13 protein-coding genes are annotated in these 13,372 nt (G+C 36.0%); all 13 read right to left on the minus strand.

Features of this window, described 5'->3' with window-relative positions:
• Positions 1-43: 43 nt before the first annotated feature.
• The gene (pepT, locus tag AC4BC5_RS00925) at positions 44-1,273 is read right to left on the minus strand and encodes a peptidase T (protein WP_490496312.1); all 1,230 of its coding nucleotides are present in this window, start codon (positions 1,271-1,273) and stop codon (positions 44-46) included.
• A 15-nt stretch (positions 1,274-1,288) separates the two neighbouring features.
• The gene (locus AC4BC5_RS00930; protein WP_490496313.1) at positions 1,289-2,410 is read right to left on the minus strand and encodes a Nif3-like dinuclear metal center hexameric protein; all 1,122 of its coding nucleotides are present in this window, start codon (positions 2,408-2,410) and stop codon (positions 1,289-1,291) included.
• Positions 2,407-3,105, minus strand: coding sequence for a tRNA (adenine(22)-N(1))-methyltransferase (locus tag AC4BC5_RS00935; RefSeq protein ID WP_490496314.1), 699 nt, complete (start codon positions 3,103-3,105; stop codon positions 2,407-2,409). Before AC4BC5_RS00935 ends, AC4BC5_RS00930 begins: the two co-directional genes overlap by 4 nt.
• A gap of 73 nt (positions 3,106-3,178) precedes the next feature.
• Positions 3,179-3,598, minus strand: coding sequence for an LptM family lipoprotein (locus AC4BC5_RS00940; protein WP_490496315.1), 420 nt, complete (start codon positions 3,596-3,598; stop codon positions 3,179-3,181).
• A gap of 12 nt (positions 3,599-3,610) precedes the next feature.
• On the minus strand, positions 3,611-4,537 hold the full coding sequence (dnaI, locus tag AC4BC5_RS00945) for a primosomal protein DnaI (RefSeq protein WP_490497479.1): 927 nt from the start codon (positions 4,535-4,537) through the stop codon (positions 3,611-3,613).
• Positions 4,537-5,919: a replication initiation and membrane attachment family protein gene (locus AC4BC5_RS00950; protein ID WP_490496316.1), complete on the minus strand. Its 1,383-nt coding sequence runs from the start codon at positions 5,917-5,919 to the stop codon at positions 4,537-4,539. Before AC4BC5_RS00950 ends, dnaI begins: the two co-directional genes overlap by 1 nt.
• An 18-nt stretch (positions 5,920-5,937) precedes the next feature.
• A complete protein-coding gene (gene nrdR / locus AC4BC5_RS00955; protein ID WP_490496317.1) occupies positions 5,938-6,408 on the minus strand; it encodes a transcriptional regulator NrdR in 471 nt (156 codons plus the stop codon).
• Between the two features lie 143 nt (positions 6,409-6,551).
• Entirely contained in the window at positions 6,552-7,145 is a 594-nt protein-coding gene (coaE, locus tag AC4BC5_RS00960) for a dephospho-CoA kinase (protein ID WP_490496318.1), read from the minus strand.
• A 5-nt stretch (positions 7,146-7,150) separates the two neighbouring features.
• Positions 7,151-7,984 (minus strand): DNA-formamidopyrimidine glycosylase, encoded by an 834-nt coding sequence (gene mutM, locus AC4BC5_RS00965; protein WP_490496319.1) that lies wholly within the window; start codon positions 7,982-7,984, stop codon positions 7,151-7,153.
• 14 nt (positions 7,985-7,998) lie between these two features.
• The gene (gene polA, locus AC4BC5_RS00970) at positions 7,999-10,641 is read right to left on the minus strand and encodes a DNA polymerase I (RefSeq protein ID WP_490496320.1); all 2,643 of its coding nucleotides are present in this window, start codon (positions 10,639-10,641) and stop codon (positions 7,999-8,001) included.
• Positions 10,642-10,755: 114 nt separating this feature from the next.
• Entirely contained in the window at positions 10,756-11,439 is a 684-nt protein-coding gene (locus AC4BC5_RS00975; protein WP_490496321.1) for a Bax inhibitor-1/YccA family protein, read from the minus strand.
• Positions 11,432-11,899 (minus strand): MaoC family dehydratase, encoded by a 468-nt coding sequence (locus tag AC4BC5_RS00980; RefSeq protein WP_490496322.1) that lies wholly within the window; start codon positions 11,897-11,899, stop codon positions 11,432-11,434. The genes AC4BC5_RS00975 and AC4BC5_RS00980 overlap by 8 nt, the downstream gene beginning before the upstream one ends.
• 121 nt (positions 11,900-12,020) lie before the next feature.
• Positions 12,021-13,358 carry a UDP-N-acetylmuramate--L-alanine ligase gene (gene murC / locus AC4BC5_RS00985; RefSeq protein WP_490496323.1) on the minus strand — a complete coding sequence of 446 codons (1,338 nt, stop codon included), beginning with the start codon at positions 13,356-13,358 and terminating at the stop codon, positions 12,021-12,023.
• Between the last annotated feature and the right edge of the window lie 14 nt (positions 13,359-13,372).

A 13,372-nucleotide genomic window follows, 5' to 3' on the forward strand; every position in this document is an offset into this window, starting at 1 on the left:
AAAAAAGATAGTAAAGTTCAGTTCGACTTTACTATCTTTCTTGTTATTTTGCAACTAATTCAGCAATTTTTACAATAACATCGGTTGCTTTTTCCATAGCTTGTAAAGAAACATATTCAAAGCGACCATGCATATTTTCGCCACCAGCAAAGATATTAGGTGTAGGAATTCCCATATATGAGATTTTTGAGCCATCTGTTCCACCACGTACAGGTTCAATGATTGGTTGAATGGCTAATTCGTGCATTGCTTTTTCTGCAACGTCGATAATACTCATATCTTTTTCAATAATTTCTTTCATATTGTAGTATTGATCATACATATGAACAGCTACCCGTTCTTGATCGAATTGGTGATTAATTTTTTCTTGAATTTCTGTAATTAAATTTTTGCGGGCTTCAAATTTTTCACGGTTGTGATCACGAATGATGTAACTCATTTTCGCTTCTTCTACAGAACCAGATAATCCCATCAAATGGAAGAATCCTTCATAACCATCTGTTTTTTCTGGAACTTCATCAGCTGGTAATTGATTTTGAAAATCAATGGCTAATTGCAACGCATTAATCATAGTATCTTTGGCTGTACCTGGATGCACATTTTTACCGTAAAAGGTAATATCTGCTTGCGCTGCATTAAAGGTTTCATATTGTAATTCACCTACAGGACCACCATCCATTGTATATGCAAATTTAACTTTAAAATCATCTACGTCAAATTTATCAGCCCCAACGCCAATTTCTTCATCCGGACCAAACGCCACTTTAATTTCACCATGCGGAATCGATGGATTGGCTAATAAAATTTCCATTGCTGTCATAATTTCAGCGATTCCGGCTTTGTCGTCAGCACCTAATAAAGTAGAGCCATCGGTCGTAATTAATGTTTGGCCTGCATAATTTTTCAAATTAGGAAAATCTGTCGTTGTTAATACATACTTTCCATCTTTGTCTAGTGGAATATCAGAAGAACCATCATAATTTTCAACAAGTTTTGGATTTACATTTACTGCATTAAAATCAGCCGTATCCATATGAGCAATAAAACCAATGGCAGGAACTTCTTTATCAATGTTTGCTGGTAAAGTTGCTACTACAAAACCATTTTTTTCATTGTAATGAACATCAGTTAGACCTAATTCTGCTAACTCATCTTTCAGCGTATGAGCAAAAGCAATTTGCGTTGCTGTTGAAGGGGTCGTTGTGCTTTCTGGATTGGAACGTGTTTCTGTTTTTACATAACGTAAAAAACGTGGTAATAAATTTTCGTACATCTGACATTACTCCTCTTATCTAAATTGAAATGGATTGGTATTTGTTTCAGATGGAATAAATTCAATATCCCATTGCTGTTCTTTTTTCCATTCTTCCATTTTTTCTATGAATTTTGGTACACAGACAACTTCAATGTTATGACCGGGATCAATAACTGTCAACCCATTTGTTTGCATATCATGTGCTGTATGATAATATACATCTCCTGTAATATAAACATCCGCACCAGCTTTTAATGCATCGTTATAGAAATTCCCACCTGAACCACCGCAAATCGCAATTGTTTGAATCATTTTTTTCGGTTGTTGCGGTTCAATCAATCGTAACCCATCTAATTGAAAAGTTTCTTTTACTTTTTGCGTAAAATCAGTGATTGTCATCGGTTTTGCTAGTTTTCCGACACGTCCTACCCCGAACGTTTGCGGAGGGTTGTCTAAGGTTAAAATATCATAAGCAGGTTCCTCGTAAGGGTGAACAGCAAACATTGCTGCTAATACTTGCTCTTGAATCGTCTCAGGATAAAGCACTTCAATGCGGGCTTCTTGGACTTGCTCAGCTTTATTTGCTGTACCAATTGCTGGCTTGGCTGCTTCAGTTGGCGTAAAACGTCCTGTACCAACCAATGAATAACTTGTATGATGATAATTGCCTTGCATTCCTGCTCCAGCATCACCTAAAGCTTGACGCATCATCGCACCTAATGAAACAGGAACATAAACAACTAATTTTTTAAACTGAACTTCATGCGTTTTTTTCAAATAATTTGTCACTTGAATATCCAACATTTCGCAAAACCAATCGTTTAGTCCATCTTCGATAATATCCATATTTGTATGTGCTGCATACACAGAAATGTTATGACGCAACAAGTCAATATACATCTTTGTTTGCAAATCATCTTCAGTCAAACGCTGAATTGGTCGAAATATTGGTGGATGTTTTGCTATAATCAAGTCAATTTTCTTTTCGATGGCTTCTTCCACAACTTCTGGACGAACATCTAAGGTCATCATCACACGTTGGATATCACGATCTAATGAGCCAATATGTAACCCTACTGGATCCCCGTCTTCTGCTAACCATAATGGACAATATTCTTCCAAACGATGAATAAAGTCTTTAGCTGAAAGGCTCATACTAAAACCTCCTTAATCCAGTCGAGTTGTGTTTTTATTTCTGCAACTTTTTCTAAAGGCTTTTCCTCAGCTTTTTCTAGCTGAGCTAAAACACGTTCTTTCGCAGTTGCTTCACGTTGCCATTTTTGAATAAACACGTCATTTTTTTCCTTTAATAGTTGTGGGCCAAAAAATAATTCTTGCTCAGTATAAGATATAGCTTTCTGTTTTTCAGCAACAATAATTTCATAAGTTTTTTTATTTTCTTCTAAAATTTCTTCTTCAATAATCGTATACCCATTCTCAACTAGCCATTCACGCAACGTTTTTTCACCAACGTTTGGTTGTAAAATTAGTCGTTCACTACCATTAATACGACCATGCTGTTGCCCTGCTTCTAAAATAGAACGGATTAACGTGCCGCCCATCCCTGCAATGGTAATCGCACTAATTTTATCATCAGCTTTAATTGCGTCTAAGCCATCAGCTAAACGGACAACGATACGTTCTGTTAATCCACTTTTACGAACTTGTTTTTCTGCAGATTGAAAAGGACCTTTTACGACTTCCCCTGCAACGGCAAACGTGATTTTATTTTTTAACATTAAGGCAACTGGTAAATACGCATGATCTGAACCAATATCTGCTAAACGAGCATCTTGGGGCACATACGAACCAACACGTGCTAAACGTTGTGATAATTCTTGTTCATTCATTTATTTTCCTCTTTTCTCAAGAAAAATTCTCTTAAAAGTGGTGACTTACCACGTTCAAGAGAATATTCAATCTTTAGGGTAATAAGGTAATATTTTCAATCGAATTTCCAACAACTTGTGGCGGAATCGATGCTGTAGTTGCTGGAAGTCCGTTTAATGTTACTTTCACTTTACTTCCTTTACGCCAGGCACGCCAATAAGAAATATCGTCAGTATCTATATTTATCCCTACACCCATTTCTGTAAATGTCGGAACAATCTTTTCTGGATCCTCAACTGCTTCGACATTTTCTAAAAATAATAAGACATTTTTATCATCTAATGCTGATTCTTCTAAATTTTCCGTTAATGTTCCGATAAAAATCGTTTTTGATTCCATCACTTCATCACTCTGTGTACTTTCTTGTAATTTAGGTGTGTCATTTTTTATGCCACAGCCTGATACAAAAACTATGCTTAAGACTAGCAGACTACCGAGTAGCCATTTTTTCATTTTGTTTCACCTCTATTGATTTCGTCGATTACGTCCGTTCATCCCAATTTCTTTGGTCAAATAACGGATACGCTCCATGATGCGTTTAGCTTTTAACGGCTCCTCTTCGCCACGTTGCGTAACAGACAAGTGTTTTTCTAATTCGAGCATTGTAAAATTAGAGGTAAAAAATGTTGGAAGTTGTTCTTGCATTCGATATTGCAAAATAACGCCAAATACTTCGTCTCGAATCCAACTACTCATCGCATCTGCACCAATATCATCTAACATCAAAATTGGCGCCTTTTTGATTGCTTCCATCTTTTCCGCTACTTGGTCTTTCCCAATTGCTTGTTTCATTTCAACCGCAAAAGAAGGAAAATGTAACAAGGTCGATGAAAAACCAGCTTCGGCTAAATCACGAGCAATCGCCCCCAGAAGATAGGTTTTACCAATGCCAAAGCTTCCCGATAAATACAATCCTTTATGAAAGTTTTTTGGCGCTTCTTTGTAGGCTTCGATAAAATCAATCGCCGCCAGTAATGCCTCGCCGCGTCCTGCAGTTCCTTCATACGTAGCAATCCGAGCTTCTTGGATATCTTTTGGCATATTCAAGGCTTGAACACGATTACGAATCTCTTCTTGGTGTTTTTTGGCTAATAGTTCTTCAGTTGGAATATAGGTCACATCAACTGAATGAAAATTTAGCATTAATTGTGGTTCATAGCCAGGTGCAATTTGAGCTGGATCGTTTAACTCAAATTTACGTTTTTCTTGCACAAATTCATAGAGCTTCGCATAGCTACGCTCAATATCTTGTTGGGTCAAACGATTTTTATGCAAATCTAAAAAGTTTCGCACATCAACATCCGCTAAAACCTCTTGCATCATCTCTTCAAAACGTGTCCGATAATTTTTTTGATCTAAGATACGATTTAAATTTTTACCTACATCTTCCATCATTTTTCACCTTCTTTGCGTTGTAAATATTCTTGTAATCGTTGATTAATCACTGCTTGTTTTTTAGAATCTTCTACTTCCTCTACTGGATTATCCACCCAATCAGGTAAGGTTTCTTTTCTAATTGGTTTGCGATAATTGGTTCGTTGGGTGTCGCGTTTTTCTTTAGCTTCTTTTGAATCTTTCACCAGCTTACGGACATGTTTAATTGCCTCTTCAGGACTTTTAATCCCTATCTCAGACCAATTCGTTGCAATACTATTAACAAAGTTAGCTTGTAATGAACTATTTTTTTGAACCACTAGAACATAGTGCATTAAAACATTAATGACGCTGTTAGCTAATGGGCTTTTTTCAACCAAAGATTTCAATAACCAACTTTCGGAATCAGCTACAAAACTATGCTTTTCTTGTTTAATCGCTTGTAAAAAATCAGCTGGAGCTGTTGCTTCACTCATCTGAATTAAGCCAATATCTTGTTCAGAAAATCCTGATTGTCGCAACGTATTGAAGCGTCTGGTCTCAGTATCTTCCGAAACATAAATACTGGTCTTTTTTTGTGGTATTTGTTTCGTATGACGTGTGACAACTTTAGCAAGCTCTTTTTCATCTACCTTACCATCAATAAAAGACACAGCTTCAGTCATCAAATCAACTAATTCCATCTCATCGAATCCATATAGATTTTGATAGAGCAACAATTGATGATTAAAAGAGGTTGTAAAATTTGTACGCGAAATATATTTTTTCTCAGCTAGATTCATTAAAAAGTTCCAATCAATTTGAGAAGCATCTAATTGAATTCCACTGCTTTTATTCACATCATATACTTGCGCTATTTGCTCTAGTTTTGATGATTTTCGCATAAACGATTCTTCATTAATCGAACCATATACTTCTTTAAAGTGACTCGTAATTTCTTGATAAGCAGAAACATCGAGCTTTTTAGGTTTAAACCGTTCAACCATTTGATTAAATTTTCGTTCTCCAATTGCGCTCCATAGTAAGAAACTGTATGTCTCATCTTTAAAAAAGACTTGTGGATGTAACGGTTCTTCCAAACAATATAAAAATATCCGTCCAAATTCTAAATCTTCTTTCATAAAAACAGAAAGTAACCCCATACCTTCTAATTGTTTGCGCGCATTAAAAAAATCCGGTAGTCCAATATTCAACGCATTTAACATATCAATATGCGCAAAATCATTTTCAAATGAATCTTCTGCGTCACCTAATAACGCATAATACAGCGCTAAAGCTTGCGCACCAATAATTGGTTGGTAGAGGTACAATAACCCGTCGTTGCCTTCTTTAGTTAAAGGCAGGCTCTTGAACACTTGATAAATATGATTTGGTTGGACTTCATCCCAAGCGGTCTTCACAAAAGCCCCTCCTTTAAATTACTCATTTGCTTCTTTAGCTTTGTCAACAATGTCTTGTAATTCCTTTAAAAATACTGACATGTCTTTGAATTGACGATAAACACTTGCAAAACGGATGTAAGCAATCTCGTCTAAATCAACTAATTCTTCCATCACATACTCACCAATTAAGGTTGATGGTATTTCATTTTCGCCTCGTTCACGGATACGTGCTTCCACATGATCGACAATTTGTTCCATTTGTTCCATCGCTACTGGACGTTTCTCAGCTGAACGAATTAAACCACGTAATACTTTTTCACGATTAAACTCTTCGCGTGCGCCATTTTTTTTAATGACTAACAGAGGTGTTTCTTCTAATCGCTCAAACGTTGTAAAACGAAAGCCGCAGTTCTCACATTCTCGTCTACGGCGAATCGCACGACCGTCATCGGCTTGACGGCTATCAATAACACGAGAATTATTATGATGACATTTTGGACAGTGCATTTTTCCACCTCATTTATCTCTATTTATTTTAAATTTACTTAATGAATAAATTAAATTTCTTTCTATATTATAACACGTTTACCAGTTCTTCTGACAGAATAGACGAGAAAAAACTCTAGAAAACTCTAGAGTTTTTAATCTTTTTAAATAAAATTTTGTACTTTTAACCAACTTTTAACATTCTTTTTTGTTTCTTCAAGTGAATTTTGGTTATCAAATACAATATCCGCCCGTTCTCTTTTTTCTTCAATCGATAATTGACTAGCAATCCGTTGCAGCGCTTGGTCTTTTGTTAAATCATCTCGCTTCATTAAACGTTCCAATTGAACTGTTTCTGGAACATAAACAACAGCAATCTGATCCATCTCATCTTCATAGTGAGCTTCAAACAGTAACGGAATATCAGCAATTACTAAAGCTGCATCTTGATTATCAGCTATTCGTTGACTAATGGTTTCTCTTAAAATAGGATCTAATACTGCATCTAATTGTTTACGTTTTTGTTCATCAGCAAAAACAATATCACCAAGCTTTTTACGATTTAACTGCCCATTTTCCAACAAAACACCCTTCCCGAAAACAGAAACAATTGCTTGTAAGCCTGCTTGTTGTGGTTCAACAATTTCTCGAGCAATGACATCGCCGTCAACAATTGGAAATCCATACTCACGAAAAATGCGAACAACCGTACTTTTTCCTGTGGCGATACCACCCGTGAGACCTAAAACCATCGACATCAACCTCATCCTTTCCGTTTTTGACAAGTTGGACAGTAATGTGTACCACGTTGCGCAACTTTTATTTTAACAATCGGTGTTTGGCAACGTAAACAAGGTAAATCCGTTTGACCATAAGCATTGAGAGCTACTTGAAATGTTCCTGCTTCACCTAAAGCATTGGTATAAGAACGAATGGTTGTCCCTCCTGCTTCTACAGCTCTAGCCAAAACATCGATAATCGCTTGATGTAAACGAATGGTTTCACCTTCATTCAACCTATTTGCAGACGTTTCAGGGTGTATTTGAGCTTCCCATAACGCTTCATCTACATAAATATTTCCTAAACCCGTTACTAATTTTTGATCCAGTAATAGCGGTTTAATTGCTTTAGTTGATCGTTTTAGTTTTTCTTGAAATGTTTCCAAATAAAAGACGTCTGGCCTGGGCTCTGGACCTAATTGTTTAATACCTTTGTACAAACTGCTCGCATCCTTAGGAACCAAGACCATTCTGCCAAATTTACGTACATCGTTATAGAAAAGACGAGAATGGTCAGTAAAATTAAAAATAACATGCGTATGTTTGTCAATCGTATCTTGCATTTCAGGATCAAATTCATATTTGCCTTCCATACGTAAGTGTGAAATCATATCATAGTTTGTTAATTTGAAAATCAAAAACTTCCCTCGGCGATGAATATCTTCAATCGTTTGATTAATCAAACTTTCTTGGAAAATTTCTACTTCTGGCGACTCAATGATTCTTGGCCAGCGAACGTCGACGGATGCAATCGTTTTTCCTTTAATTAAATGTACAAGTCCTTTACGAACTGTTTCTACTTCTGGCAATTCTGGCAAATCATTTCACCTCTTTATTTGGCTTCATACCATGTTTTTCCCCAACTACTGTCAGTAACTAATGGTACGTGTAAGGAAACTGCTGTCTCCATCACTTCTTTGACAAGTTGGTTTAATTTCTCTAATTCATATTCAGGAACTTCAAAAACCAGTTCATCATGTACTTGTAAAAGCATAGCTGCTTCTAATTTCTCTTCTTTCATTCGACGAGCTAAATCAATCATTGCAATTTTCAGAATATCTGCAGCACTTCCTTGAATCGGTGAATTAATAGCTGTTCTTTCTGCAAATGAGCGTAAGTTAAAGTTACGTGAATTAATGTCTGGTAAATAGCGACGACGATGATATAACGTCTCTACATAGCCTTTATCTTTAGCTTCACGAACGACCGATTCCATATATTCTTTAACACCTGGATAGCGCTCGAAATACGTATCAATGTATTGTTGTGCTGCTTTTCTAGTAATTCCTAAATTCTGTGATAATCCATAATCAGAAATCCCATAAACAATTCCAAAATTGACAGCTTTCGCTTGGCGTCGCATATTAGGTGTAACATCTTCAGCTTTTTCAATGCCAAAAACTCGCATCGCTGTACTTGAATGAATGTCTTGACCTTCTAAAAAGGCTGTTTTCAAATGTTCATCATTTGAAATATGAGCAAGCACACGTAGTTCAATTTGAGAATAGTCGGAAGAATAAATGACCCAATCCTCTTTTCTTGGTACAAATGCTTCACGTATTTTGCGTCCTTCTTCTAAGCGAATGGGAATGTTTTGTAAATTTGGATCTACCGAGCTTAGACGTCCAGTCTGTGTCAACGTTTGTACATAACGAGTGTGGATTTTCCCATCACTTTGAATCATTTTCAACAATCCCTCAACATAGGTTGACTGAATCTTAGAAATTTGACGATAGACTAAAATGTCTTCAACAATTGGTGCTTGTTCCTTTAACTGTTCTAAAACATCCACTGCCGTAGAATAACCTGTTTTGGTTTTCTTAATCACAGGCAGCCCCATCTTTTCAAATAAAATAACCCCTAATTGTTTTGGTGAATTAAGATTAAACTCTTCGCCTGCTTGCGTATAAATTTTTTGTTCGATTTCTTGTAACCGTCCGGCAAATTCACCTTTCATTTGATTTAAACGCTGCGCATCAACCTTAATCCCCGTCATTTCCATCTCTGCTAAAATATTTGACAAAGGAAATTCCATTTCATGGAAAAGCTGTGTTTGACCTTTTTCTTCTAATTCTTCCATTAGTTTTTCACTTAACCATTCAATCGCAACAACTTTACGAGCTAGATGTGCAAAAAAGACTTCTTCATCTTCAGGTAGGCCTTTTTTAGCTCCTCTACCGTAAATAACGTCATCTGACTGAATTTCTGTATATCCATAATGAGCGGCAACTGCAGCAATATCATTGCTACTATCATTTGTGTCCAATAAATATGCCGCCAATAAAACATCATAGGATAAGCCTTTAGGACGACCAATATAACGATTTAAAGAAACTTGAGTACGTTTTGCATCATAAACTTTTTTCTTTTTCGTTTCATCAAATAACCATTCTTGAAATGCTGGTTCTTCAAGCACAGCTTCACTATTAGCAACATAGATTTTTTTCTTTGTTCCCCAAGCAATGCCGACAATATCTTCAATATGATAATTATCACCCAACATTTCAACATATAAAGATGATTCTTCAGTAAACATGTCTGGAGTCGCTTCTTCAACTACTTCAAACAAAATATCAGCCATCTCTTGATCATCCACGATATTTAAACGTTCTAAGAAAGTCTTAAAATTCATTTCTTTATAAAATGGAACTAATTTATCTAAATCTTTGCCTTCATATTTTAATGAATCAATAGTAATCTCAACTGGAGCTTCAGTATTGATTGTCGCCAATTGCTTTGAAAGAAAAGCTAACTCTCGGTCATTAATTAAATTTTCCTTCATTTTACTTTTTTTCATTTCATCAACATGCTCATAAATTCCTTCTACTGACTCATATTGTTTTAACAACTTAATCGCCGTTTTTTCACCAATTTTTGTAACTCCTGGAATATTATCAGATGCATCACCAGCTAACCCTTTCATATCAATGATTTGTAACGGCTTCAAACCATCATATTTTTCGGCAATATGCTCTGGTGTATAAGATTCAATATCACTTACACCTTTTACTGTAATATCAACTTTTACATGTTCGGTTGCTAATTGGGTTAAATCTCGATCACCAGTTAAAATCACGACATCGAATTGCTCTTTATCTACTTGATTAGCTAAAGTACCGATAATATCGTCTGCCTCATAATTATCTAATTCATAATGTTTTACGCCTAGTCCCGTAATCAATTCACGGATATAGGGCATCTGTTCTTTAAATTCACCTGGTGTTTTGGCACGTCCACCTTTATATTCTTCATACATCGCATTACGAAAAGTAGTTTTTCCTGCATCAAATGCTACCAATACATGTGTTGGCTGTTCTTTAGTCATTACGTTTTCAAACATATTGTTGAATGCATAAATCGCATTGGTGTGTAATCCATTGTTATTTTTAAAGCGTTCTAGCGAATTATGTAACGCAAAAAACGCACGAAATGCGACACTATTGCCATCCACTAATAATAATTTATTTTTTGTCATTTTTTTGGCTCCTCACTTGAAACATTCTCCTTTATTTTAACAAAGAAATCTGGGGAATGCGATTATTTGAGTACAAAAAAACGAACATCGGTTTGCCAATGTTCGTTTGCTTGATTAGTCTCTTGAAAAAATACGCAATAGAGATAAAAATAGATTGATAAAGTCTAAATACAGCTGCAATGCCATGAAAGCCGCTAAGCCTAGATTATCTTGGCCTTGTGAAGCAAAGTAGACCTGACGGATACGTTGGTTGTCATAGGCTGTCAACCCTACAAAGATTAGTACCGTAACATAGGATAAGAAATAATCAACACCTGAACTTTGTAAAAACAAGTTAACAATAGTCGCGATAATTACTCCAAATAATAAGCCAATTCCCGCACGACCGATACCACTTAAATCACGTTTCGTAAATGCTCCATACAATGCCATTACTAAGAAAGTAATTGTTGCTACAACAAAGGCTTTACCTGCGTTTCCTACACCATAAGCTAAAATAGTAATGGATAAAACAATTCCATTAAGTAACGCATAAACAATAAATCCTGCCAGTGTTAAGGATGGATTTTTTTGCGCTTTAGCACTTAGGACCATCACTAAGATAATTTCAGCAATCCAAATTCCCGTTAATCCTAATGGAAAATTTTGAATAAATGCCATGGTTTGTGTTAGAAAAATGCTACCGCCTAAAAAAGCCGCTAAAGCACTAATTCCTAACCCCATTCCAAAGATACCATAAACTTTTGCATAAAATTTATTTAATCCAGTTGATTCTTCAATAACTTGATGATTATTCATTTGTTTCCTCGCTTTCTTCAATTAAAATTGGTGGTTGAACCATCACAACCGCATCCAATACGCGATCGTTTGCTGTATTCACTGCTTCCACAGAAATAGTAATGACATCTTTCATTTTATCAACTTTAATAACCTCAAACTCAAATGTCAATGTTTCATAATGGTAGACAGGTTCCACGAAGTTTACAGAAAAATTAACCACATGTGATCCTGGTCCGGGTAAATGTTTTGAAATAGCACTCGTTACAATTCCCATCAACATAATCGATGGAACAATCGGGCGTTCATACGCCGTTTGTCGTGCATAATCATGTTGAATATATAATGGGTTAGCATCATTAGTTAATCCTAAATACAACAACAACTGATTATCTTCAATCGATTCGGTAACGGATAACGATTCACCCTCCTCAATTTCACCAATGGTTTTTCCTAGTTTTCTCGGCTTACCTATATCCAAAATAGCAGACCTCCAAATAAAATATATAGTTTCTCTTATTTTATCAAATGCACAGAAAAGTGCAAGCTTCGTTACTTTTAAAAAAAACGGATGATAGCTATCGCCACCATCCGTTTTGTTCTTACAATACGTTACGTGTTGTTCCACTTAATAACTTTTCATAAGCTTGTTCAAATTTTTGAACATCGCCTGCTCCCATAAAGATAATAACAGCATGTTCATGATCTAATAATGGTGACACATTATCTTCTTTAATAACTTGACCACCTTTGGAAATTTTTGCTCCTAGATCTTCAATCTTCACATCACCTTGTGTTTCACGTGCTGAACCGAAAATGTCACATAGATACACTTTGTCAGATAAATCTAAAGCTTCCGCAAATTCATCCATCAAGGCAATTGTTCGCGTGAATGTGTGTGGTTGGAATACCGCAATAATTTCTTTTTCTGGATATTTTTGACGAGCACCATCAATTGTTGCTTTGATTTCTGCTGGATGATGAGCATAATCATCAACAATTGTCATATCGGCAACAACTTTCTCAGTAAAGCGGCGTTTGACACCCTTAAATGTCAACATTTCTTGAGCAACCTTTTCCATATCAAAGCCTTCTAAATGAGCAGTCGCAATCACGCCAAGCGCATTATTGATATTATGTTGACCAAACGCTGGTAACGCAAAATGACCTATGAATTCACCTTGGAAATACACATCAAATTCAGAGCCTTCTGTTGTACGAATAATGCTGCGCGCTTGAATATCATCGTTTTCATTTACCCCATAATAATAAATTGGAACATCTACTTCTAATTTACGTAAATACTCATCATCACCAAAAGCTAAAATCCCTTTTTTCACTTGATGAGCCATTGTTTGGAATGCTGAGAAAACATCTTCAATACTTGTATAATAATCAGGATGGTCAAAGTCAATATTTGTCATAATTGCATAATCTGGTGAATAGGCTAAGAAATGACGGCGATATTCGCAGGCTTCAAACGCAAACAATTCGGCATTGGGTTCACCATGACCTGTTCCGTCACCAATTAAATAACTTGTTGGACGAATACCAGTTAATACATGTGCTAGCAGTCCTGTCGTGCTTGTTTTCCCATGTGAACCAGTTACTGCAATACTTGTAAACTGTTGGATAAATTTACTAATAAAATCATGGTAACGAATCACTTCTAAGCCTAACTCACGTGCACGCACCAATTCTTCATGAGCATCCGTAAACGCATTTCCAGCAATAACTGTCAAACCTTCGTGAATATTATCAGCATCAAATGTATACAAAGGAATACCTGCACGTTCTAATTCACGTTGCGTAAAGAAATATTCTTCTACATCAGAGCCTTGCACTTGTAACCCTTTTTCATGTAAAACAAGAGCTAAAGAACTCATGCCAGATCCTTTGATTCCTACAAAATGATAGATTTTTTTATCTTGATTCGTCATAATTTGTTGTCCTC

This window comes from Enterococcus sp. AMC2644, assembly GCF_058216475.1.